General features: G+C 71.2%; 17 protein-coding genes and 1 tRNA gene. 9 read left to right on the forward strand and 9 right to left on the reverse strand.

What is annotated here, in order from left to right; genetic code table 11:
• The first annotated feature begins 70 nt into the window (after positions 1 to 70).
• Together AC27IY_RS04530 and AC27IY_RS04535 are read left to right on the forward strand one after the other, a co-directional pair.
• Positions 71 to 1777 (forward strand): hypothetical protein, encoded by a 1707-nt coding sequence (locus tag AC27IY_RS04530; RefSeq protein WP_487177196.1) that lies wholly within the window; start codon positions 71 to 73, stop codon positions 1775 to 1777.
• Positions 1778 to 1826: 49 nt separating this feature from the next.
• The gene (locus AC27IY_RS04535; protein ID WP_344214987.1) at positions 1827 to 2414 is read left to right on the forward strand and encodes a hypothetical protein; all 588 of its coding nucleotides are present in this window, start codon (positions 1827 to 1829) and stop codon (positions 2412 to 2414) included.
• 26 nt (positions 2415 to 2440) lie between these two features.
• Here AC27IY_RS04535 and AC27IY_RS04540 read toward each other — a convergent pair whose 3' ends face one another.
• Complete coding sequence (locus tag AC27IY_RS04540) at positions 2441 to 4024, reverse strand: bis-aminopropyl spermidine synthase family protein (RefSeq protein ID WP_487177197.1); 1584 nt, start codon at positions 4022 to 4024, stop codon at positions 2441 to 2443.
• Between the two features lie 342 nt (positions 4025 to 4366).
• Here AC27IY_RS04540 and gltB point away from each other — a divergent pair, with 342 nt between their 5' ends.
• The 4 genes from gltB to pyk all read left to right on the forward strand — a co-directional run bounded on the left by gltB (position 4367) and on the right by pyk (position 13776).
• A complete protein-coding gene (gltB, locus tag AC27IY_RS04545) occupies positions 4367 to 8872 on the forward strand; it encodes a glutamate synthase large subunit (protein WP_487177198.1) in 4506 nt (1501 codons plus the stop codon).
• A 14-nt stretch (positions 8873 to 8886) separates the two neighbouring features.
• Positions 8887 to 10368: a glutamate synthase subunit beta gene (locus tag AC27IY_RS04550; RefSeq protein ID WP_449945037.1), complete on the forward strand. Its 1482-nt coding sequence runs from the start codon at positions 8887 to 8889 to the stop codon at positions 10366 to 10368.
• 137 nt (positions 10369 to 10505) lie between these two features.
• A complete protein-coding gene (locus tag AC27IY_RS04555) occupies positions 10506 to 12164 on the forward strand; it encodes a S8 family peptidase (RefSeq protein ID WP_487177199.1) in 1659 nt (552 codons plus the stop codon).
• Positions 12165 to 12345: 181 nt separating this feature from the next.
• Complete coding sequence (gene pyk / locus AC27IY_RS04560; protein ID WP_344214997.1) at positions 12346 to 13776, forward strand: pyruvate kinase; 1431 nt, start codon at positions 12346 to 12348, stop codon at positions 13774 to 13776.
• Between the two features lie 57 nt (positions 13777 to 13833).
• Here the strand turns inward: pyk and dapD are convergent, their stop codons facing one another.
• The 3 genes from dapD to AC27IY_RS04575 all read right to left on the reverse strand — a co-directional run bounded on the left by dapD (position 13834) and on the right by AC27IY_RS04575 (position 15482).
• Positions 13834 to 14796 carry a 2,3,4,5-tetrahydropyridine-2,6-dicarboxylate N-succinyltransferase gene (dapD, locus tag AC27IY_RS04565; protein ID WP_344214999.1) on the reverse strand — a complete coding sequence of 321 codons (963 nt, stop codon included), beginning with the start codon at positions 14794 to 14796 and terminating at the stop codon, positions 13834 to 13836.
• A gap of 44 nt (positions 14797 to 14840) precedes the next feature.
• A complete protein-coding gene (locus AC27IY_RS04570; protein ID WP_329580257.1) occupies positions 14841 to 15263 on the reverse strand; it encodes a pyridoxamine 5'-phosphate oxidase family protein in 423 nt (140 codons plus the stop codon).
• A 136-nt stretch (positions 15264 to 15399) separates the two neighbouring features.
• Positions 15400 to 15482: transfer RNA gene (locus tag AC27IY_RS04575), tRNA-Leu, on the reverse strand.
• A 111-nt stretch (positions 15483 to 15593) separates the two neighbouring features.
• Here AC27IY_RS04575 and AC27IY_RS04580 point away from each other — a divergent pair.
• Positions 15594 to 16175, forward strand: a complete 582-nt coding sequence (locus tag AC27IY_RS04580; RefSeq protein WP_157383121.1) for an ANTAR domain-containing response regulator — start codon at positions 15594 to 15596, stop codon at positions 16173 to 16175.
• Positions 16176 to 16380: 205 nt separating this feature from the next.
• Positions 16381 to 17685, forward strand: a complete 1305-nt coding sequence (locus AC27IY_RS04585) for an ABC transporter substrate-binding protein (protein WP_344215002.1) — start codon at positions 16381 to 16383, stop codon at positions 17683 to 17685.
• A gap of 3 nt (positions 17686 to 17688) precedes the next feature.
• Here the strand turns inward: AC27IY_RS04585 and AC27IY_RS04590 are convergent, their stop codons facing one another.
• Entirely contained in the window at positions 17689 to 18528 is an 840-nt protein-coding gene (locus AC27IY_RS04590) for a hypothetical protein (RefSeq protein WP_487177200.1), read from the reverse strand.
• A 187-nt stretch (positions 18529 to 18715) separates the two neighbouring features.
• Between AC27IY_RS04590 and AC27IY_RS04595 the strand changes: the two genes are divergently transcribed.
• The gene (locus AC27IY_RS04595) at positions 18716 to 20023 is read left to right on the forward strand and encodes an ABC transporter substrate-binding protein (protein WP_487177201.1); all 1308 of its coding nucleotides are present in this window, start codon (positions 18716 to 18718) and stop codon (positions 20021 to 20023) included.
• Between the two features lie 86 nt (positions 20024 to 20109).
• Here the strand turns inward: AC27IY_RS04595 and AC27IY_RS04600 are convergent, their stop codons facing one another.
• From AC27IY_RS04600 to AC27IY_RS04615, 4 genes are all read right to left on the reverse strand, one after another.
• Positions 20110 to 20484 carry a hypothetical protein gene (locus AC27IY_RS04600; protein ID WP_344215008.1) on the reverse strand — a complete coding sequence of 125 codons (375 nt, stop codon included), beginning with the start codon at positions 20482 to 20484 and terminating at the stop codon, positions 20110 to 20112.
• Positions 20485 to 20571: 87 nt separating this feature from the next.
• Positions 20572 to 21366, reverse strand: a complete 795-nt coding sequence (locus tag AC27IY_RS04605; protein WP_344215010.1) for an ABC transporter ATP-binding protein — start codon at positions 21364 to 21366, stop codon at positions 20572 to 20574.
• Positions 21363 to 22241: an ABC transporter ATP-binding protein gene (locus tag AC27IY_RS04610; RefSeq protein WP_344215076.1), complete on the reverse strand. Its 879-nt coding sequence runs from the start codon at positions 22239 to 22241 to the stop codon at positions 21363 to 21365. The genes AC27IY_RS04605 and AC27IY_RS04610 overlap by 4 nt, the downstream gene beginning before the upstream one ends.
• Positions 22242 to 22326: 85 nt before the next feature.
• The gene (locus AC27IY_RS04615; RefSeq protein WP_423452696.1) at positions 22327 to 23313 is read right to left on the reverse strand and encodes a branched-chain amino acid ABC transporter permease; all 987 of its coding nucleotides are present in this window, start codon (positions 23311 to 23313) and stop codon (positions 22327 to 22329) included.
• Positions 23314 to 23323: the final 10 nt, after the last annotated feature.

Genomic DNA, 23323 nt, shown 5'->3' on the forward strand with positions numbered 1-23323 from the left:
GGGTGGGGGCAGCCGGGCGCCGGGCCCCGCGGAGGGCGGGAGCCCCTGGGCGTCCACCCCTGCGGAGGGCGTGAGCAACTGGACGCCTGCTCCGCCGGACGGTGGCGGCCGTCGCGGCGCCACCGGCTCCGGCTCCGGCGGTGGCGGACACCGGGCGCTGGCCGGCGCCTCCGACGGCGGCTGGGCGGTGGTCACGGGCCCGGGTGCGGCGGATGCCGACGCCCCCGGCAGCGCGCGTGGCGGCCACCACGCAGGGAGCCGGGGCACGGATCCCGCAGCGGACGTGCCGGCGGCGGACGCCGGCCGTGGCAGGCGCCGTAAGGGCCTGTTCGGAAAGGACAAGCCCGAAGAGGACTCCTTCGGCGGAGGAGACGGCCGGGACGGACGCGACTTCTTCGCGAAGGACCGAGTCGTGTCGGAGGCCTACAGCTCGGACGTCATGGCCGCCGAGGGCTTCGACCTGAACGACGGACCGCCCCTGGGCGGCTCCGGACCTGCCCAGGGGCCGTCACGCCGCTCCAGGAGGGCCAAGGGCCCGGCACGCGACACGGATGCGGGCCAGGGTCCGGCACGTGGCCGCGACGCGGGCCGGGGAGCGGCACGTGGCTCGGAGGGGCAGACCCCAGCGCATGGTTCGGATGCGGGGCAGGGCTCGGCTGGCGGTTTCGACGCAGGCCAGGGGCCGGCCCGTGGTCGCGACGCGGGCCGCGGGGCGGCGCGTGGCTTCGATGCGGGCCAGGGCCCGGGAGGCGGCCTCGATGCGGGCCAAGAGCGAGACGCAGCAGCCGGCGGCTTCGCGCGGGGCCCGGGGAGCGGCGGCTTCGCCGCGGCTGCCGGGGCCGGCGGCCGCGGGAGCCTCGCTGCGGGTGCTGGGGGCGGTGGTCGTGGCGGCTTCGGCGCGGACGCGGCCACCGGCGGTCGCGGGGCCGACGCGACGGCGGAGCAGGACGACGACGGCCGGGAGGCGGCGGGCGGCGGGTCGCGGAAGCGGCGGCGTACTCCGCCGTCCGACTGGCAGTTCCCCGTGCTCACCGGCATGGGCCTGCGCCCCAAGCAGCAGAAGACGATCGTCATCGTCGCATCGGTCATCGGCTTGGTGGCCGCACTGGCGGGCGTGGTGATCTTCGCCACCTCGCTCGGCAGGTACACGCCCGACCGCGAGCCCAGCGCGGCCCTGCTGGGGCCCGACACCACGCTGCCGCTGGTGTTCCGGGGCTGGAAGTCGCCCAAACTGTTCGACCCGCTGGCCGACCGGACCAAGGACGCCAAGGCGCTGACGGAGAAGGAGGTGTTCGGGCAGAGCGAGCTCTCGGTCGACAGGAAACTGCGGCTGAAGCTCGTGGCCAAGCGGCTCGACTCCGACTGCTCGGCGGCGGTGTGGGGCCAGGGACTCACCGAACGGGTCTCCGACGCCGGCTGCACCCAGGCCGCCCGCGGCCTCTACCTCAGCTCCGACGGCCGCTACGTCGGCCAGTACACCCTGCTCAACCTCAAGGACGGCCAGGCCGCCGCCGAGCTGGTGGACGCGCTGGAGACCCTCTACAGGGGCGGCTGGGCGCGCCCGCTGCCCTCGCCCAAGGGCTCCTTCCCGGCGGGCGGTTACTCCGAGGCCGGTGGCTACGCTCTCGGTCATTACGTCGGCCTGGTGTGGCTCGGCCGGGTCGACGGCGCCGAGCCCGGCGTCAAGGACGACTACGTCTCGCTCACGCTGGGCCTGCGCGGCGCGGAGAAGGCCGTCTACCGCCGGGTCGTCGCGATCACGGGGCCGAAGTCGTGACGAGCGCGCGGCAGGCCGCCGCTGTCGTGAGCGGGGGAGCAGAAGGCTGATGTCAGGTCGTGTGGTGATCTCCGCCGTGGCCGTCAGTGTGCTGGTCGTCGCCGCCGCCGCGTGGTGGTGGCTGCGTGGCGACGACCCTCGGCCGGCCGCGTTCCACGGCGAGTCCACCTCCGCCTTCTACGCCGCCATCGACAACCGCGGCAAGGACGCCGCCCCGCTCACCGCGCAGGAGGTCTTCACCGCCGAGACCGAGACGGTCGGCGCCATGCGGCGCGAGACCACGGCGGAGTTCACCGACTGCGACGAGGTCCTGTGGGGCGTGTCCCCCGCCGGGTGCGCGCAGGCTCTGCGGGCCACCTACAGGGGCGGCACGATGGCAGGTCAGTTCGTCATCTTCAACATGAGCGACAGCGGGGCGGCCGACGCGCTGGTGGCGGCGCTGGGCAAGGACGGGTTCGTACGTCAGGGCGTGCCGTTCGACCCGGCGACCAGCCGGGCGCAGGCCCGTGCGATGGGCCACTACGTGACGGTGAGCTGGGCCGGCGGCACCGCGTACGAGCAGGAGCTGGTGGCGGCGCTGGTCGCGCTGGACGGGCTCGGGCGGGTGGTGCAGGGCAGGATCGTCGCCGCCACCTGAGCCGCCACCTGAGCCGCCGGACCGCGTCAGGACGTGGTCGTGGTGAGCGCCGTGACCGTGGTGGCGATCGCGGCGGGCAGGGACTCCAGGCGGTGGAGCGGGGCGTCCAGCGGGGTGAGGTCGTCCGACCAGGGGGCGGCCTCGCGGATCAGGGCGCGGGCATCGTTCTTGGTGAGGGCCGAGCCCTGGGCGCGGGCGAGCGCGATGAGCGCCTCGCGCCAGGTGTTGGCCAGCTTGGCGTGGCCGTTGTCCAGGATGCGGCGCAGCACCGCGGGGACGTCGCCGTCCGGCTGCGGCAGGCGTACGGCGTCGAGGCCGCCGGGGCCGGGCCGGACCTCGTAGACGGTGGCCAGCACGGCGGGGAGCGGCGGCAGGCCGGCGCCGGTGACGTGGACGCGCGGGGCGCGGGTGGCCAGCAGCAGCCGGGGCAGGGCGGCCTCCAGGCCGGGCGGTACGGCGATCGCGACCCGCTCGGCCGCCGCCGCGTACGGCTTGGCGAGCCACGTGGACAGCTTGACCCGGGGCTGCGGCAGGCCCTTGGGCCAGTCGCCGACGAGGAGGTCGGGCTCGAAACCCGTGGCGACGGCGACCGGAGCCGCCTCCCCGGGCGCGGACTCGACGGACTGCGGGCCCTGGGTGTAGATGGCGGTGGTGAGGCGGCTCAGCCGGGAGGCCACGGCCGGGCGGGTCTTGGTGGTGGGGCGCAGGAGGTAGAGATCGGCGGCCGAGCCGATAGCCTCCGCACCGAAATAGCGGTTGAAGTCGGGATAGATCGCCTCGTAGGCGAGGTTGAGCTCCGCCAGCGCCTGCTGCACCTTGTACGCCAGCATCGGCGTGCGCTCGCTCGCCCCGTACGCCACCAGCACCCGGCCGTCGTCCTTCAGCCCCTCCACGGCGCGGGCCGCGAACAGGCCGATGCCCTCCGGTGTGTACGGCGGATCGGTGAACGCCAGGTCGTGCCCGTGCGCGGAGGCGGGCAGGCCGAGCCGCAGGTCGGCCCAGCGGGTGCGGACCCCGAGGTCCTGGGCGTCGATGTAGGCCAGGATGCGCTCGTCCACGTCCACGACCGTGACGTCGGTCTCGGGATGGACCAGCTTGACCGCCAGCGAGGTGAGGTCGTGGTCGCCGACGCACAGCAGACGGGCGCCCGGCAGCCAGAACCGGGCCCCGAGCAGCAGCGCGCGCCGCAGCGCCGTCTCCGGCGTGGCCGAGACGTGGTCCAGCGTGTGGCGGGCGCGCGGGGCGTCCGCGACGAGGCGGGCCAGCCGGTCGAGGACGCTCGCGTAGTGGGGGACGAGGTGGCCCACGGGGTCCTCGGGAGGCGGCGCGACGGCGAGGAGGTCCTGGTAGACGGGGGTGTGGGTGAGCGGCACGCGGAAGGCGTCGGCGCCCTGCCGCCGTTCGAGAGGGAGCTCGCGCAGCAGGGCCTCGATCGTGCGGCGGGACGTGGCGGTGGCCCTGACCAGGTCGGCGAGCGTCCACCACTGGCCGTCGCAGAGCAGTGCCAAGGCGTGCCGGAGGCGCCGGCTGTCGGCGCCCGCCGCGTCGAGCAAGCGCTCGACCCCGTCCCGCTCGTCGCCCCTGTCGCTGCGCACCCCGTCCTCCCGCATGGGCCAACCCTATCGAGGGCCCGCCCCCGTCCGGTCTGGTGCAGCAACGGGACCGAAGACACAGGAGGGGCCGGAGGGGCGCGCCCCGGCGCGGGGGCTGAGGGAGGCGGATATCGCTTCTTGTTCCGCAAAAACCACCCATGATCGGGAATTTTGCGCCACATGCCCGAACTTTGGGATGATGAGTTCGGATGTGAGGAATGCCCGAATGTTCGCAATGCGGACGCGGCGGGCACCATTCCGACATGGTGCGGTAACCTCTACGCACGATATGCAGCAGGGCCAACGTCGTCCCCGCCTGTGAATGAAGTTCCAGACAGCGATGACGACGGGAGGGACTACATGCCTGCTGCCCACCTCGGATTCCCCGAGCCCCAGGGCCTCTACCACCCCGCCAACGAGCACGACGCCTGCGGTGTCGCCATGGTCGCCGACGTCGCGGGACGCCGGGGACACGGGATCGTGGTCAAGGCTCTGACGGCACTGTGCAATCTCGACCATCGGGGAGCCAAGGGTAGCGAGCCCGACACCGGCGACGGCGCCGGCATCCTCACGCAGATCCCCGATGCGTTCTTCCGGGCCGTGGTGCCGTTCGCCCTGCCCGCCGCCGGCGCGTACGCCGCCGGCATGGCCTTCCTGCCGGCCGACGAGGAGGCCCGCGGCGTCGCCGTACGGCTGATCGAGGAGATCGCGGGGGAGGAGGGCCTGACCGTCCTCGGCTGGCGTGAGACGCCGGTCGAGCGCACGCTCCCCGGCCCGAGCGCCCGCGCGGTCATGCCGCACTTCGCCCAGCTGTTCGTCGCGAGCCCCGAGGGCCGCGAGGGGCTGGAGCTGGACCGGCTGGCGTTCTGCCTGCGCAAGCGGGCCGAGCACGAGGCGGACGTCTACTTCCCCTCGCTGTCGGCGCGCACGATCGTCTACAAGGGGATGCTCACCCCCGACCAGGTCGAGCCGTTCTTCCCCGACCTGTCCGACGAGCGCTACGAGAGCGCGATCGCCCTGGTGCACTCGCGTTTCTCCACCAACACGTTCCCGAGCTGGCCGCTCGCCCACCCCTACCGCTACGTCGCGCACAACGGCGAGATCAACACGGTCAAGGGCAACCGCAACTGGATGCGCGCCCGCGAGGCGATGCTGGCCTCCCCGCACATCCCGGGCGACATCTCCCGCCTTTTCCCGATCTGCGACCCCGACGGCAGCGACACCGCGAGCTTCGACGAGGCGCTGGAGCTGCTCCACCTCGGCGGGCGCAGCCTGCCGCACGCGGTCCTCATGATGATCCCGGAGGCGTGGGAGAACCACACGGAGATGGACCCGGCCCGCCGGGCCTTCTACGAGTTCCACTCCTCGATGATGGAGGCCTGGGACGGCCCCGCCTCGATCACCTTCACCGACGGCACCCTCGCCGGCGCCGTGCTCGACCGCAACGGCCTGCGCCCCGGCCGCTTCTGGGTGACCGCGGACGGCCTGGTCGTGCTGGCCTCCGAGGCCGGCGTGCTCGACATCAGGCCCGAGGACGTCGTACGCAAGGGCCGCCTGCAGCCCGGCCGGATGTTCCTCATCGACACCGCCCGCGGCAAGATCATCGAGGACGACGAGATCAAGGCCGAGCTGGCCGCCGAGCTCCCCTACGCCGACTGGCTGCACGCCGGCCTGGTCCGCTTCGAGGAGCTGCCGTCCCGCGAGCGCGAGACCATCACCCACGAGGCGCTGGTCAAGCGGCAGCAGACCTTCGGCTACACCGAGGAGGAGCTGCGCATCATCCTCGCGCCGATGGCGAAGGCGGGCCAGGAGCCGATCGGCTCCATGGGCACCGACACGCCGGTGGCGGTCCTGAGCGAGAAGCCGCGGCTGCTGTTCGACTACTTCACGCAGCTGTTCGCCCAGGTCACCAACCCGCCGCTGGACGCCATCCGCGAGGAGCTGGTCACCTCGCTGGCCAGCACCATCGGCCCCGAGGGCAACCTGCTCGACCCGGGCCCTGCCTCGTGCCGGCAGCTCGTGCTGCCGTACCCGGTGATCGACAACGACGAGCTCGCCAAGATCATCCACATCAACGACGAGCACGACCTGCCCGGCTTCCAGCCGCGCGTCATCAGCGGCCTGTACGAGGTCGCCGGCGGCGGGCAGGCCCTGCTGCGCCGCCTGGAGGAGATCCGGGCCGAGGCGTCCCAGGCGATCGCCGACGGCGCGCGCATCCTCGTGCTGACCGACCGCGGCTCGTCCGACACCCTCGCCCCGATCCCGTCGCTGCTGCTGACCGGCGCGGTGCACCACCACCTGATCCAGGAGAAGACCCGCACCAAGATCGGCCTGGTCGTGGAGACCGGCGAGGCCCGCGAGTGCCACCACATGGCGCTGCTCATCGGCTACGGCGCCGGCGCGATCAACCCCTACCTCGCGATCGAGACCGTCGAGGACCTCGTCGACACCGGCGTCCTGCCGCTCGACAAGCGCAAGGCCGTACGCAACCTCATCAAGGCCTACGGCAAGGGCGTCATCAAGGTCATGTCCAAGATGGGCGTGTCCACGGTGGCCTCCTACACCGGCGCGCAGATCTTCGAGGCGCTCGGCCTGAGCCAGGAGGTCATCGACTCCTGCTTCACCGGCACCACCTCGCGCCTCGGCGGCGTCGGCTTCGACGTGCTGGCCGAGGAGGTCGCGCAGCGGCACCGCCACGCCTACCCGCGGGCCGAGAACGCCCACCGCAGGCTCCAGGTCGGCGGCGAGTACCAGTGGCGGCGCGAGGGCGAGCCCCACCTGTTCAACCCCGAGACGGTCTTCAAGCTGCAGCACGCCACCAGGACGCGCCGCTACGAGATCTTCAAGGAGTACACGAACCTCGTGGACTCCCAGGCCGAGCGGCTGATGACGCTGCGCGGCCTGTTCAAGCTGCGCAAGGGCCGGCCGATCCCGATCGAGGAGGTCGAGCCGGTCTCGGAGATCGTCAAGCGCTTCTCCACCGGCGCGATGTCGTACGGCTCCATCTCCATGGAGGCGCACGAGACCCTCGCCATCGCCATGAACCAGCTGGGCGGCAAGTCCAACACCGGCGAGGGCGGCGAGGACCCCGAGCGGCTCTACGACCCGGCCCGCCGCTCGGCGATCAAGCAGGTGGCCTCCGGCCGCTTCGGCGTCACCAGCGAATACCTGGTCAACGCCGACGACCTGCAGATCAAGATGGCCCAGGGCGCCAAGCCCGGCGAGGGCGGCCAGCTCCCCGGCCACAAGGTCTACCCGTGGATCGCCAAGACCCGGCACTCCACGCCCGGCGTCGGCCTCATCTCGCCGCCGCCGCACCACGACATCTACTCCATCGAGGACCTCGCCCAGCTCATCCACGACCTGAAGAACTCCAACCCGGAGGCGCGGGTCCACGTGAAGCTGGTGGCCGAGGTCGGCGTCGGCACGGTGGCCGCGGGCGTGTCCAAGGCGCACGCCGACGTGGTGCTCATCTCCGGCCACGACGGCGGCACCGGCGCGTCGCCGCTGACGTCGCTGAAGCACGCCGGCGCGCCGTGGGAGCTCGGCCTCGCCGAGACCCAGCAGACGCTGCTGCTCAACGACCTGCGCGACCGCATCGTGGTCCAGGTCGACGGCCAGCTCAAGACCGGCCGCGACGTCGTCATCGCCGCGCTGCTCGGCGCCGAGGAGTACGGCTTCGCCACCGCGCCCCTCGTGGTCAGCGGCTGCGTCATGATGCGGGTCTGCCACCTCGACACCTGCCCCGTGGGCGTCGCCACGCAGAACCCCGAGCTGCGCAAGCGCTTCACCGGCAAGCCGGAGTTCGTGGTCAACTTCTTCGAGTTCATCGCCGAGGAGATCCGCGAATACCTGGCCGAGCTGGGCTTCCGCTCGCTGGACGAGGCGATCGGGCACGTCGAGCTGCTCGACACCACGGCCGCCGAGGAGCACTGGAAGGCGAGCGGCCTGGACCTGTCGCCGATCCTGCACCGGCCGGAGCTGCCCGCGGGCACGCCGCTGCGCCGGGTCACCGGCCAGGACCACGGGCTGGCGCACGCGCTGGACAACACCCTGATCCAGCTCGCCGAGGGCGCGCTGGAGCACGGCACCCCGGTCACGCTGGAGCTGCCCATCCGCAACGTCAACCGCACGGTCGGCACCATGCTCGGCTACCAGGTCACCAAGCGCTACGGCGGCCAGGGCCTGCCCGACAACACGATCGACATCGGCTTCACCGGCTCGGCGGGCAACTCCTTCGGCGCCTTCGTGCCGCGCGGGATCACGCTGAGGCTGACCGGCGACGCCAACGACTACCTCGGCAAGGGCCTGTCCGGCGGCCGGATCACCCTCCGGCCGCACGAGGAGGCACCGCTGGACGGCGACATCATCGCCGGCAACGTCGCGCTCTACGGGGCCACGTCCGGCGAGGTGTTCATCCGCGGCGTCGTCGGCGAGCGGTTCTGCGTGCGCAACTCCGGCGCCACGGCCGTCGTCGAGGGCGTGGGCGACCACGGCTGCGAGTACATGACCGGCGGCCGGGCCGTCGTGCTCGGCCCGACCGGGCGCAACTTCGCGGCCGGCATGTCGGGCGGCATCGCCTACCTGCTGGACCTCAAGCAGGAGCGGGTCAACCGCGAGATGGTCGCGGTCGAGGAGCTGTCTGCGGCGGACGCAGAGTTCCTCAAGGAGGTCGTCGAGAAGCACTTCGCGGAGACCGGCTCACCGGTGGCCAAGGAGCTGCTGGCCGACTGGGAGGCGGCGCTCGGCAGGTTCGGCAAGATCATGCCGACCGACTACAAGCGGGTGCTGGCCGCCGCCGAGGCCGCCCGCATCGAAGGCAGGAACGTCGACGAGGCGGTCATGGCCGCCGCGGTTCAGGGTTAAGGGAGGCGTACCGAATGGCTGACCCGAAGGGTTTCCTCACGCACGACCGGGAGCTGCCGGCGCGCCGCCCGGTGGACGTCCGCATCAGCGACTGGCGCGAGGTCTACGAGGACTTCTCCCAGGAGAAGCTGACCAGGCAGGCGTCCCGCTGCATGGACTGCGGCATCCCGTTCTGCCACAACGGCTGCCCGCTCGGCAACCTCATCCCCGAGTGGAACGACCTCGTCTACCGCACCGACTGGCGCGAGGCCATCGAGCGGCTGCACGCCACCAACAACTTCCCCGAGTTCACCGGCAGGCTCTGCCCGGCTCCGTGCGAGGCGGCGTGCGTGCTCGGCATCAACGCGGACCCGGTGGCGATCAAGCGGGTCGAGGTCGAGATCATCGACCGGGCGTTCGCCGAGGGCTGGGTCACCCCGCAGCCCCCGGCGGCGCGGACCGGCAAGCGGGTCGCGGTCGTCGGCTCCGGGCCCGCGGGCCTCGCCGCCGCCCAGCAGCTCACCAGGGCCGGGCACGACGTGGTGGTGTTCGAGCGCGCCGACCGCGTCGGCGGCCTGCTGCGCTACGGCATCCCCGAGTTCAAGATGGAGAAGCGCCACATCGAGCGCCGCCTGGAGCAGATGCGGGCCGAGGGCACCGAGTTCCGCACCGGCGTGAACGTCGGCGTGGACATCACCGCGGCCGAGCTGCGCGAGCAGTTCGACGCCGTGGTGCTGTCCGGCGGCGCCACCCAGTGGCGCGACCTGCCGGTGCCGGGGCGCGAGCTCAAGGGCGTCTACCAGGCGATGGAGTACCTCCCGCTGTCCAACAAGGTCCAGGAGGGCGACTACCCGGTCTCGCCCGTCTCGGCCGAGGGCAAGCACGTGGTGGTGATCGGCGGCGGCGACACCGGCGCCGACTGCATCGGCACCGCGATCAGGCAGGGCGCGGCGTCGGTCACCCAGCTGGAGATCATGCCGGTCCCGCCGCGGGAGCGGCCGGCCGGCCAGCCGTGGCCCACCTTCCCGATCCTGTTCAAGATGGAGAGCGCCCACGAGGAGCTCGCCGACCGCGGCGGGGAGCGCGTGTACGCGGTCTCCACCACGGAGTTCCTCGGCGACGCCGACGGCAACGTGCGGGCGCTGCGCCTGGTCGAGGTCGAGGGGCCGCAGGCCGGTTTCAAGCCGGTCCCCGGCACCGAGCGGGAGATCCCGGCCGAGCTGGTCACGCTGTCCATGGGCTTCCTCGGGCCGGAGAAGGGCGCGCTGCTGACCGACCTCGCCGAGGTCGCCGGCGGTGACGACTTCTTCGACCGGCGGGGCAACGTCGCCCGCGACAAGACGTACATGTCCAAGGTGGACGGCGTCTTCGTGGCCGGCGACATGGGCCGCGGGCAGTCGCTCATCGTGTGGGCGATCGCCGAGGGCCGCGCCGCGGCCTCCGGTGTCGACCGCTACCTGAGCGGGGAGACGGCGCTGCCGTACCCGATCCTGCCGACCGCGCGGCCGCTGGTCTGACCGCGGTTCCGCCTTCTCGTGGAGCGGGCTCCCTCCGGGGAGCCCGCTCCGTCGTGTGTAGCCCTAATTTGGCTAGTTGGTGGCATCGGCGGTTGACTGTCGGAAAGATGAGCATTCTTCGAGATGTGGGGGGAACGATGCGGCGAGTCGCCTCCGGGGTGACGGCACTGGCCCTCCTCGGGCTCGCCGCCTGCGCTCCCGGCACTCCCGCCGAGCAGCGCCCCCAGCGCCCCCAGAGCTCCCAGACGCAGGCCAGCGGCCCCCAGGCCGACTACCTGGTGTTCTACGCCGAAGGCCGGCAGCGGCAGGCCCTGGACGCCGTCACGCACGCCGGCGGCGCCAAGGTGAGCGAGGACGCCAGGCTCGGCTACATCCTGGCCACGGGCGGCCGTGACGGCTTCGCCGAGGCCGTGGGCGGAGACGCCGCCGTCGTCGGCGTCTCCCAGGACCGCAGCATCGGCCACGCCACCGCCGAGCCCGTCCGCTCGTTCCCCGACGCGGGCGTGCTCAAGGCCGGGCGCGCGGCGGGCGAGCCGCTCGCCGGCCGCCAGTGGGACATGCGCATGATCGGCGCCGACCGCGCCAACGCCAAGAACCCCGGCAGCAAGGACGTGCTGGTCGCCGTCATCGACACCGGGATCGACGGCAAGCACCCCGACATCGCCCCCAACTTCGACCGCGCGCTCAGCCGCAACTTCGTCACCGACCGGCCCAAGGACGAGAACGGCGAGACCCTCGACGGCCCGTGCGAGGCGGCCGGCTGCAAGGACCCGGTGGACCAGGACGACGACGGCCACGGCACCCACGTGGCCAGCACCATCGCCTCCCCGATCAACGGCATCGGCATCGCCGGCGTCGCGCCCGGCGTGCGGCTGGTCAACGTACGGGCCGGCCAGGACTCCGGCTTCTTCTTCCTCAAGCCGAGCCTCGACGCGCTCGCCTACGCCGGCGACATCGGCGTGGACGTGGCCAACCTCAGCTACTACGTCGACCCCTGGCTGTTCAACTGCGCGCGCAACCCGGCCGACAGCCGCAAGGAGCAGCTGGAGCAGCAGGCCATCGTCACCGGCATGCAGCGCGCCATCGACTACGCCCGCAAGAAGGGCGTCACCATCGTCTCGGCGCTCGGCAACGGCTCCACCGACCTCGGACGTCCCACGGTCGACGACAAGAGCCCCGGCTACCCGGAGGGCAGCGCGAAGGCCCGCAAGGTCGACAACACCTGCCTCAACGTGCCCGCCGAGTCCGACGGCGTCATCTCCGTCTCCGCGCTCGGCCCGTCCGGGCGCAAGGCCGTCTACAGCGACTACGGCGTCGAGCAGACCGACGTGGCCGCGCCGGGCGGCGACGCCACGGACGGCAAGGGCGCCAAGGCCACCCGCTCCATCCTGGCCGCCGCCCCCGAGCACGTGCTGCGCGCCGCCGGCCGTATCGGCGCCGACGGCGCGCCCAAGGGCGCCGACGTCGTACGCGACTGCACCCGCGGCGCCTGCTCCTACTACCAGTATCTCGACGGCACCTCGATGGCCGCCCCGCACGCGACCGGCGTCGCCGCCCTGCTCGTCAGCCGCTTCGGCAAGCCCGCGCCCGGCGGCGGACTGACGCTCGACCCGGCCACCGTCGAGAAGCTGCTCTACGCGAGCGCCGACCCCAAACCCTGCCCGACGCCCCGGCAGCACGTCTACCAGATCTACGGCCAGACCCAGACGCACGTCTGCGAGGGCGACACGGCCGACAACGGCTTCTACGGCCACGGCCTGGTGGACGCCTGGAAGGCCGTCACCTTCACGCCGTGACGCGGCGCGGGGTGCCGCCTCCCGGCCCCGTCGGCCACTAGATTGAAGGCGTCGTTCAACCGGGGCGGCACACGAACTTGACGCTTTCCAGGCTCGCCGTTCGCGTGCTGTTCTCCTCCGCGGGCTACGTTCTCCGTCGTCGGTGACTGCCAAGTGGTCTGTACCAATTAAGGTAGGACTCGTGACTCGTCGCGCGAAAATCGTCTGCACCCTAGGTCCGGCCACCTCCTCCGAGGAGCGTCTCCGCGAGCTCATCGCCGCGGGGATGGACGTGGCCCGGTTCAACCTCAGCCACGGAAACCACGATCTGCACCGGGAGGTCTACGACCGGGTGAGGCGGGTGGCGGCCGATCTCGGCCGCGGTGTAGGCGTGCTCGCCGACCTGCAGGGCCCCAAGATCCGCGTCGGCACGTTCGAGGAGGGCCCGGTCCGGCTCGGCTTCGGCGACGTCTTCGCCATCACCACCGAGGACGTCCCCGGCGACCGCGAGCAGGTCTCCACCACCTACAAGGGCCTGCCGAAGGACGTGCGTCCCGGTGACACGATCCTCGTCGACGACGGCCGGCTCGTGCTGGAGGCGACCAGGGTCGACGGCGACCGGATCATCACCCGCGTCGTCATCGGCGGCATGATCTCCGACAACAAGGGCCTCAACCTGCCCGGCGTCAACGTCAGCGCGCCCGCGCTCACCGACAAGGACGAATCAGACCTGCGCTGGGCGCTGCGCACCGGCTTCGACATGATCGCCCTGTCGTTCGTGCGCCGCCCGTCCGACGCCGACGTGGTGCGCAACATCATGGAGCAGGAGGCCGTGCGCCTGCCGCTGCTCGCCAAGATCGAGAAGCCGCAGGCCGTCGACCGGCTGCCCGAGATCGTCGAGGCGTTCGACGGCATCATGGTCGCCCGCGGCGACCTCGGCGTGGAGCTGCCGCTGGAGCAGGTGCCGATCGTGCAGCGGCGCATCATCGAGCTGTGCCGCGAGAAGGCCCGCCCGGTCATCGTCGCCACGCAGATGCTCGACTCCATGATGAACGCGCCCCGCCCGACCAGGGCCGAGGCCTCCGACGTGGCCTACGCCGTCATGGACGGCGCCGACGCGGTCATGCTGTCCGGCGAGACCTCGGTCGGCAACTACCCGATCGAGTCCGTCTCCACGATGGACCGCATCGCCTGCGCCGCCGAGAAGTCGTCCCTGCACGCCACCCACACGCTGGAGCGCATGCCCGAGACCACGGGCGGCGCCATCGCGCGGGCCGCGGCCGAGGTCGGCGCGATCGTGGGCGCCAAGGCGCTGGTCGCGTTCACCATGTCCGGCGAGACCGCGCGGCGGCTGGCCCGCTACCGCTCGCCGATCCCGCTGCTCGCCTTCACCTCGGCGCCGCACGTGCGCGGCCAGCTCTCGCTGACCTGGGGGGTGGAGACCTTCCAGGTGCCGTTCGTGCACCACACCGACGACATGGTGCGGCAGGTGGAGGCGTCGCTGCTGTCGCTGGGGCGGCTGGAGAAGGGCGACAAGGTGGTCATCGTGGCCGGTTCGCCTCCCGGCACCCCCGGCTCCACCAACGCCCTGCGCGTCCACACCATCGGCTCGGCGGTCTCGCACGCCAACTGACCTCTGACGGCGCGGCCCCGGCCCCCGCGACAGCGCGAGCCGGGGCGCCGTCGGCGCTCAGTTGGCGTGCAGGGCGGCGTTGAGCTCGATGCCGGTGCCCGTGCGCGGCACCGCCTCGACCGCCCCCGTACGCGAGTTGCGGCGCAGCAGGATGCCGTCGGCGCCCGACAGCTCGGCCGCCTTGACGACCTTCCCGTCCGGGAGGGCGACCTTGGTGCCCGCCGTCACATAGAGGCCGGCCTCGACCACGCAGTCGTCGCCGAGCGAGATGCCGATGCCGGCGTTCGCGCCCAGCAGGCAGCGCTCGCCGACGGAGATGACGTGCTTGCCGCCGCCCGACAGCGTGCCCATGATCGAGGCGCCGCCGCCGACGTCGGAGCCGTCGCCGACGACGACGCCGGCCGAGATCCGGCCCTCGACCATCGACGAGCCCAGGGTGCCGGCGTTGTAGTTGACGAAGCCCTCGTGCATGACCGTGGTGCCGCTCGCCAGGTGGGCGCCGAGCCGGACGCGGTCGGCGTCGGCGACCCGCACCCCGGACGGCAGCACGTAGTCGACCATGCGGGGGAACTTGTCCACCCCGTACACCGTGACCGGGCCACGGGCCCGCAGCCGGAGGCGGGTCCGCTCGAAGTCCGGCACCGGGCACGGGCCGTAGTTGGTCCACACGACGTTGGCCAGCAGGCCGAAGACGCCGTCCAGGTTGGCCCCGTGCGGCCGGATCAGGCGGCAGGACAGCAGGTGCAGGCGCAGGTAGACGTCGTGGGCGTCGACCGGGGCCTCGGAGAGCTTGGCGATGCCCGTGCGCACCGCCACCACCTCCACGCCGCGCGCCGGGTCGGGGCCCGTCAGCGAGGCCAGTTCGCCGGCCTCGTCGTCGGACAGCCGCTCGGTGCCCGAGAACGGCGCCTCGCCCAGCGCGGGGGAGGGGAACCAGGTGTCGAGTACGGTGCCGTCGGCGGCGATGGTCGCGAGGCCGACGCCGTGGGCGCCGGTCGAGGTGGGATCGATAGCAGTCACAGGGCCAAAAATACCGGTTGGGGAGGCTGCGGGGCGGAGCCGCCTCAGGCGAGCGCCCCCAGGTCGGCCGCGAGCCAGCGCTCGGGCCGCATCCGGAACGTCACCAGCGCGTGCAGGTCGGAGCCGTGCACGTAGCCCGTCACGGCCTCGGGCGGCAGGTAGCGGGCCGAGATGCGGGTCAGGTCCTCCAGCGTGGACGGGCTGGACAGCACGATCGGGCCCTCGACGGAGACGTAGCGGTAGGTGGGGCTGCCGCGCTGCACCAGGAGGGAGAAGCGGCCCGCCTTGGCGATGAGCTTGGCCTTGACCGACTCGCCGTCGGTCAGGAAGCGGACGTCGCCGCCGGGGACGTAGTCGTACCAGACGGGCACCGTCAGCGGCGCCCGGCCCTCGCCCGCCTCGACGGCCAGGCTCGCGATGTGCGCCTCCGCCAGGAACTCCTCCCGTGCCGCCACGCTCAACGACATGTCGCCCACCCCCGTGCTGATCGTTCGTGCAACGGCTATTCCCGCGGCGCGCCGCCGTGAATCAGGGACAGGCGTGAATCAAGGTGGGTCAGGAGGAGACGTGGTGCCCGGGGGTGAGGGGCTGGCCCGGGGAGGGTGCCGGAAGCGGGATTCGAACCCGCACGCCCTTTCGAGCAGACGCTTTTGAGGCGTCCATGTCTGCCATTCCATCATTCCGGCCGAAAAATCCGGACTTGTCCGGATCGACGGTACATCCTACCGCCACAAGTTGATCAGCAGCAGGGGTGCCAGCGTGGATCTAATCTACCGGACGTCGGTACTCTTCTGCTCGTGAGTACGCAGCGGCGAGTAGTGATCGCGGAAGACGAGGCCCTGATCCGCCTCGACCTCAAGGAGATGCTCCAGGAGGACGGCTACGTCGTCGTGGGCGAGGCCGGCGACGGCGAGCAGGCGATCCGGCTGGCCGCCGAGCTGAAACCCGACCTGGTGATCCTCGACGTCAAGATGCCGGTGCTCGACGGCATCTCCGCGGCCGAGCGCATCGTCTCCGAGCGCATCGCGCCGTGCCTGATCCTGACCGCCTTCTCCCAGCGCGACCTGGTCGAGCGGGCCCGCGACGCGGGTGCGATGGCCTACCTGGTCAAGCCCTTCACCAAGGCCGACCTGGTGCCGGCCATCGAGATGGCGGTCAGCAGGCACGAGGAGATGGTGGCGCTGAGCGCCGAGGTCTCCAGCCTGTCCGAGCGCTTGGAGACCAGGAAGCTGGTGGAGCGGGCCAAGGGCCAGCTCATGGCGCAGCACGGCTGGACCGAGCCGCAGGCGTTCCGGTGGATCCAGAAGGCGTCGATGGACCGGCGGCTGAGCATGCGCGAGGTCGCCCAGATCGTCATCGACGACGCCGAGAAGCGCTGAGCCGCGGAGCCCGTGAGTCACGCCCGGCAGGAGCCGGGAAGGAACTCCCGGCTTCCGGCTGTCCTCGCCCGCGACGTTTCGGACATCACAACTCTGTATAAAAGCCGCGTTAAAACTGCGCGAAGCGCCCAATCCGGGCATGCTGAGCTTGGAAAACGTCAACGGGGGCGAAACCCCGCCGGCGCATACAGGGAGTACCTTTTACATGATCCGCATCGCTCCAGCGGGCCGCGTCCTGGCCGTCGCGGCCGCGGCGAGCCTCGCTCTGACGGCTTGTGGCGGCGGCGCCGACGACACCGCCGCGTCGCAGGAGACCGCGTCCTCGTCCGCGCCGGCGTCCTCGGCGCCGGCCGCCGCCAAGGGTGACGGCACGCTGACGCTCGGCACCGTGCTGCCGCAGACCGGTTCACTCGCCTTCCTCGGCCCGCCCGAGTTCGCCGCGGTGGACCTGGCCGTCAAGGAGATCAACGAGGCCGGGGGCGTGCTCGGCAAGCCGGTGAAGGCGATCCACACCGACTCCGGCGACACCACCACGAACATCGCCTCGCAGTCGGTGGACAAGCTGCTGGGCCAGAAGGCCGACGCCATCATCGGCGCCGCGTCGTCCTCGGTGTCGGAGTCGATCATCGACAAGATCACCGGCGCGGGCGTGGTGCAGTTCTCGCCCGCCAACACCTCCGACAAGTTCACCACGGTCAACGACAACGGCCTGTACTTCCGCACCGCGCCCCCGGACAAGCTCCAGGGCCGCGTGCTCGGCGACCTCGTCGTGGCCGACGGCAACGACACCGTGGGCATCCTCGCCATGCAGGACTCCTACGGCTCGGGCCTCGCCGACCAGATCGCCAAGACCGCCGAGGAGGGCGGCGCGACGGTCGTCGAGCGGGTGGACTACGACCCGAAGGCCGCCGAGTTCTCGGCCGACGTGACGAAGATCAAGGCCAAGAACCCCAAGGCCATCGTGCTGATCGGCTTCGAGGAGACCTCCAAGGTCATCCAGGAGCTCGTCAAGCAGGGCCTGACGGCCGACAAGCACAAGTGGTACATGGTGGACGGCAACATGTCGAACACCAACTACCTGAAGATGCCCAAGGGCACCCTCAAGGGCGTCAAGGGCACCATTCCCGGCGCCGAGGCCCCGGACGCGTTCCGGGAGCGGCTGCTCACGGTCGACAAGGAGCTTGAGGACTACACCTACGCCGCGGAGTCGTACGACGCCGCCGTCCTCATCGCCCTGGCCGCCGAGGCCGCCAAGGACGACAGCGGCGCCTCCATCGCCGCCAAGCTGGCCGAGGTCAGCAAGGTCGGCGAGAAGTGCAAGAGCTTCAAGGAGTGCGCCGACCTGCTGAAGGCGGGCAAGGACATCGACTACGAGGGCCTGAGCGGCCCGATCGAGTTCGACGACAACGGCGACCCCGCCGTGGCCACCATCGGCGTCTACCAGTACGGCGACGACAACAAGTACCCGGGCAAGGCCGAGGAGTACCGCACCGGCAACATCGCCGGCTGACGGTTACGAGCCGCCGCCCAGGCCGCACGTCTCGCGCGCCCACCGCGTGAGACGCTCCTGCAGCGGCTCGGGCGGCACCACGATGATCACGCGGGCCTCGCCGCCGTCGAGCGAGGCCCGCACGGGGAACAGGAACGCCTTCTTGGCCTCGGCGAAGGCGTGCGGGTCGCAGCGGCCGGGCGAGAGGGTCACCGGCACCTCCAGCCGCGACGCGCCCGGCTCCAGCGTTCCCAGCGGCCGGTGCTCCGGCGTGACGATGTAGTGGGTCGTGCCGCCCATGTCGGTCAGCGTCACCTTCCCGGCGCCGCGCCGCGTGACCACCACGCTGCCGCGCATGGTCCCGTCCGACTCCGTCCACCGCGGGCCGAACGCGAGCTCGGCGACCTGCTTGATGAGGAACTCCGAGCACTCGTCGCGCAGCAGCCTGGCCAGCAGCGGGTCCGGGTGCGGCACCGGGAAGACGACCGTGCGCAGCGGGCCGCCGCCGGTGCTGAGCCGCGCCACGACGGTCGCCGGCCGCACCTGGGGGAGCCCCTGGGGCGGGCAGTTGGCGGCGCCGTACGGCGCGGGCAGGTCCGTCCGTTCCGTACGGCCGAGCGTGGTGTCGGCCCTGGCCGGCGCCAGCGTCTTGAACGACGGCGTGACGAGCTGCACGTCGGCGAAGTGGACGGGCGTGTCCGTGGCGTTGCGTACCGCGATCTGCAGCCGGTGCGCCGGCTCGTCGGACCGCCACTGGGCCAGCGACACCGACAGCCCAGGAGGAGGCGTGGTGTCGGGCCGCTCCGGGGAGCCGCAGGCGGCGAGGGAGGCCGCCAGAGCGAGGGACAGCGTTATGCGCTTCACCTGCCGCACCTTAAGCACGCCTGACCAGCTCCGTAAGTTGAGGACTGATTACGACTCCGCATCCAAGTGCCGACAGTTGTTCGGCGCATCTGGTTCGGGCGTGCGGCGGTTTTGTACGTTTCCACCATTCGATCGGGAACGCTCGGCCTGCTGACGAATCCCGGCCTGGAAATGAAGGAGACACTTCATGATCCGCATTGCTCCCGTGGGGCGGGCGCTGGCTGTCCTGGCTGCCACCAGCCTGACCCTGACAGCCTGCGGCGGTGGCGGCGGCGACACCGCCTCGGAGACCTCGCCGTCTTCGGCCGCTCCCGCCGCCTCGTCGTCGGCCCCGGCCGCGACGAAGGGCGACGGTACGCTGACGATCGGGACCCTGCTGCCCCAGACCGGGAACCTCGCGTTCCTCGGCCCGCCCGAGTTCGCCGGCGTCGATCTCGCCATCAAGGAGATCAACGAGGCGGGCGGCGTGCTGGGCAAGCCGGTCGCCAAGATCGACACCGACTCGGGCGACACGACGACCAACATCGCCTCGCAGTCGGTGGACAAGCTCCTCGCGCAGAAGGCCGACGCGATCGTCGGCGCCGCCTCCTCCTCGGTGTCGGAGTCGGTCGTCGACAAGATCACGGGTGCCGGCGTGGTGCAGTTCTCGCCCGCCAACACCTCTGACAAGTTCACCACCCTGAACGACCAGGGCCTGTACTTCCGCACCGCGCCCCCGGACAAGCTCCAGGGCCGCGTGCTCGGTGACCTGATCGTGGCCGACGGCAGCGACACGGTCGCCATCTTCGCCATGCAGGACTCCTACGGCACGGGCCTGGCCGACCAGGTCCAGAAGACCGTCACCGACGGCGGCGCCGAAGTGGTCGAGCGGGTGGACTACGACCCGAAGGCCGCCGACTTCTCGGCCGAGGTCACCAAGATCAAGTCCAAGAGCCCCAAGGCCATCGTGCTGATCGGCTTCGAGGAGACCTCCAAGGTCATCCAGGAGCTCGTCAAGCAGGGCCTGCCGGCCAGCAAGCACAAGTGGTACATGGTGGACGGCAACACGTCCAACACGAACTACCTGAAGATGCCCAAGGGCACCCTCAAGGGCGTCAAGGGCACCATCCCCGGCGCGGCCGCTCCCGAGGAGTTCCAGAAGAAGCTCCTCGAGGTCGACAAGGAGCTCGAGGACTTCAGCTACGCCCCCGAGTCGTACGACGCCGCGAACCTGATCGCGCTGGCCGCCGAGGCCGCCAAGAGCGACGCGGGCGTGGACATCGCCGCCAAGCTGGCCGAGGTCAGCAAGGTCGGCGAGAAGTGCAAGAGCTTCAAGGAGTGCGCCGACCTGCTGAAGGCCGGCAAGGACATCGACTACGACGGCGTCAGCGGTCCGGTCGAGTTCAACGACGCCGGTGACCCGGCCGTCGCCACCATCGGCATCTACGAGTACGGCGACGACAACAAGTACGGCAGCAAGGCGATCGAGTACCGCACCGGCAACATCGCCGGCTGATCACCACCGCTGAGACGAGCTGAGACGAAGGGCCCGGCCGCCGCGGCCGGGCCCTTCCGCGTCCCTGGAACCGCCCGGCAGGGGCCTCACCGGCAGCCGGCGACGATCCGGTCGGCCGCCGCGCGGTACTCCCTCAGCAGCGCCACCTGGCGCTCCCGCGGCACGTCGTTCCTGGCGAGCCCGGCGGTGGCCGACTCCAGCGCCGCCACGTCGCCCTTGAGCGAGGCGGGCAGCCGGGCGCCGAACTGCAGGGTGATGCCGCGGGCCTCGGCCAGGCGGCCGATCACGGCGTCCTCGAAGCGCTGCCGGTCCTCCTGGCCCTTCGGCTCCAGCAGCAGACCGGCGTACCCGATGGCGGAGACCACCCGGGCGCAGGGGCTGTCGGTGGGGTCGCCGCCGGTGCTGTATCTCGGCGCGGAGGAGGCGTCGTCCTGGCAGCCCAGGAGCAGGACGGGCAGCATGAGCGCGACTGTCGCTAAGCGTTTCACATCGCCCATTAAAAAACGGCTGAGGGGCTCCGTGGGAGCTCCTCAGCCGTTCTGGGCGAATTACGCCTTGGCGAGGGTGCCGAGGTACAGCTGGATCACCTTCGGGTCGTTCGCGAGCTCCCTGCCGGTGCCGGTGTAGGCGTTGCGGCCCTGGTCCAGGACGTAGCCCCGGTGGCAGATCTGCAGGCAGCGGCGGGCGTTCTGCTCGACCATGATGACGGTGACGCCGGCCTTGTTGATCTGCTGGGCCTGGATGAAGACCAGGTCCTGCAGCTTGGGCGACAGACCGGCCGACGGCTCGTCGAGCAGCAGCACCGACGGCTCGGTCATCAGGGCCCGCGCCATCGCCACCATCTGCCGCTCACCGCCGGACAGCGAGCCGGCGCGCTGCTTGCGCCGCTCCTTCAGCGCGGGGAACAGCTCGGCCACGAACTCGAAGCGCTCCTTGAACTTCCCCGGCACCTGGAAGGCGCCCATCTCCAGGTTCTCCTCGATGGTGAGGCTGGGGAAGACGTTGTTGGTCTGCGGGACGTAGCCGACGCCGCGCGAGACCAGCGCGTGCGCCTTCATGTTCGTGATGTTCTCGCCCTTCAGCAGCACCGTGCCGCTGCGGATGTTGACCAGCCCGAACATGGCCTTGAGCAGCGTCGACTTGCCGGCGCCGTTGGGGCCGATGATGCCGATGAGCTCGCCCTCCGCCACGTAGAGGTCGGAGCCGTTGAGGATGTTGACGCCCGGCAGGTAACCGGCGATCAGCTCGTCGCAGCGCAGGAGGGCGTTCTCGGCGCCCTCCAGGTGCGCGCTGCGGTCGGTGACCGCCGCGTTGGACTCGGCCGGCTCCGGGACGGCGTTCACTTCTGCGTCTCCTCTTCGATCTCGGCCTCCAGCTCGGCCTCGGCCTCGTGGAGCTGGGCCTGGAGCTCGGTGTCCGACAGCGGGGCGTCGTGGTGCGCGCCGAGGTAGGCGTCGATCACGCGCTCGTCCGACATGATCGTCGAGGGCGGGCCCTCGGCGATCACCGCGCCCTGGGCCATGACGATGACCCAGTCGCTGATGTCGCGCACCATGTCCATGTCGTGCTCGACGAACAGCACCGTCATGCCCTGCTCGCGCAGGTCCTTGACGTGGCCGAGCAGCGACTGCGTCAGCGCCGGGTTCACGCCCGCCATGGGCTCGTCCAGCATGACCAGCTCGGGGCCCACCATGAGCGCCCGCGCCATCTCCAGCAGCTTGCGCTGGCCGCCGGAGAGCGAGCCGGCGAAGTCGTCGCGCTTGGCGTCGAGCTTGAACCGGACCAGCAGTTCCTCGGCCCGCTCGGTGATCTCCTGCTCCTGGGAGCGCCAGAAGCCGGGCACGAGGGCCCGCCAGAAGCTCTCGCCCTTCTGCTGCTGGGCGCCGAGACGCATGTTCTCCATGACGGTCAGCCGGGAGAGCGCCTTGGTGAGCTGGAACGTGCGGACCATGCCGGCGCGCGCCACCTTGTGGGCGGGCACGCCGCTCATCGTGCGGCCGTTGAACGTCCAGGTGCCGGCGTCGGCGGTGTCGAAGCCGGTGAGCTGGTTGAAGAAAGTGGTCTTGCCCGCGCCGTTGGGGCCGATCAGCGCGGTGATGGAGCCGCGCTGGACCTCCACGTGCTCGACGTCGACGGCGGTGAGGCCGCCGAAGCGGCGCACGACCTTGTCCACGACGAGGATGGGGTCGGGCTTGGGCACGCCCGGCTCGCGGGCCATGTCCTTGAACGCCGCCAGGGCCGCGGCCTTGCGCGTGGTGGTCACCGCGCCGTCCTCCGACTCGCCAGTCGTCTCATCCATGGTGTCATCGCGCATTGATCGCGATCTCCCTCTTGTCACCGAAGATGCCCTGCGGCCGGACGATCAGCAGCAGGATGAAGCCCAGACCGACCAGGGCGTAGCGGATCGGGCCCACCTGGATGCTGGTCATGAACGGGATGTAGCCGTTGGCCACCAGCTCGGCGAGCAGGTTGCCGACGAAGACGAACAGCACCCAGAAGATCATCGCGCCGACGACCGGGCCGAAGACGCGGGCGGCGCCGCCGAGGATGACGATCGTGTAGGCGAAGAACGTCATCTCGGTGCCGAAGACGTCGGGCTGCACGGCGCCGTTGTAGAGGCCGTAGAAGAAGCCGCCGAAGCAGCCGATAACGCCGCCGAGCACCAGCGACTGCATCTTGTACGAGAAGACGTTCTTGCCGAGCGCGCGCACGGCGTCCTCGTCCTCGCGGATGGCCTTCAGCACGCGGCCCCACGGGCTCTTCATGAGCAGGTAGACCAGCCCGCAGGCGAGCAGCACGACGATCCAGCCGACCGTCAGCAGCCACAGCGTGCGCTCGTCGAAGACGATCGGGCCGATGCCGTAGCGGCCCTCGGGGTAGGGGTTCATGGCGTAGAAGTCGCCGTTGAAGCCGCGCCGGCCGTCAGAGCCGCCGAAGACCCCCTTGAACTGCACCGAACGGAAGATCAGCCGGATGATCTCGGCCGCGGCGATGGTGACGATCGCCAGGTAGTCGGCGCGCAGTTGCAGCGTCGGGATGCCCATGAGGAGCGCCAGGAGCACCGCGGCCCCCAGGCCGACGAAGATGCCGACCCAGAAGGGCAGGTCGAGCACGGTGACGGTGACGGCCAGGCCGTAGCCGGCCACGGCCATGAACGCCGCCTGGCCGAAGTTGAGCAGGCCGGTGTAGCCGAAGTGGATGTTGACGCCGATCGCGGCCAGACCGTAGACGATGGTCTCCCAGCCGATGGCGGCGTGGACGGTGGTGGTGAAAATCGTGAGCCAGTCCATGTGTTACCCC

It is taken from the genome of Nonomuraea sp. B208, from assembly GCF_057536035.1.

Excerpts from the sequence above, each read along its gene's own strand:
- AC27IY_RS04535 (WP_344214987.1), top strand. The coding sequence starts at position 1,827 with ATGTCAGGTCGTGTGGTGATCTCCGCCGTGGCCGTCAGTGTGCTGGTC.
- AC27IY_RS04540 (WP_487177197.1), bottom strand. The coding sequence starts at position 4,024 with ATGCGGGAGGACGGGGTGCGCAGCGACAGGGGCGACGAGCGGGACGGG.
- gltB (WP_487177198.1), top strand. The coding sequence starts at position 4,367 with ATGCCTGCTGCCCACCTCGGATTCCCCGAGCCCCAGGGCCTCTACCAC.
- AC27IY_RS04550 (WP_449945037.1), top strand. The coding sequence starts at position 8,887 with ATGGCTGACCCGAAGGGTTTCCTCACGCACGACCGGGAGCTGCCGGCG.
- AC27IY_RS04555 (WP_487177199.1), top strand. The coding sequence starts at position 10,506 with ATGCGGCGAGTCGCCTCCGGGGTGACGGCACTGGCCCTCCTCGGGCTC.
- AC27IY_RS04570 (WP_329580257.1), bottom strand. The coding sequence starts at position 15,263 with ATGTCGTTGAGCGTGGCGGCACGGGAGGAGTTCCTGGCGGAGGCGCAC.
- AC27IY_RS04585 (WP_344215002.1), top strand. The coding sequence starts at position 16,381 with ATGATCCGCATCGCTCCAGCGGGCCGCGTCCTGGCCGTCGCGGCCGCG.
- AC27IY_RS04595 (WP_487177201.1), top strand. The coding sequence starts at position 18,716 with ATGATCCGCATTGCTCCCGTGGGGCGGGCGCTGGCTGTCCTGGCTGCC.
- AC27IY_RS04600 (WP_344215008.1), bottom strand. The coding sequence starts at position 20,484 with ATGCTGCCCGTCCTGCTCCTGGGCTGCCAGGACGACGCCTCCTCCGCG.
- AC27IY_RS04610 (WP_344215076.1), bottom strand. The coding sequence starts at position 22,241 with ATGGCCCGCGAGCCGGGCGTGCCCAAGCCCGACCCCATCCTCGTCGTG.
- AC27IY_RS04615 (WP_423452696.1), bottom strand. The coding sequence starts at position 23,313 with ATGGACTGGCTCACGATTTTCACCACCACCGTCCACGCCGCCATCGGC.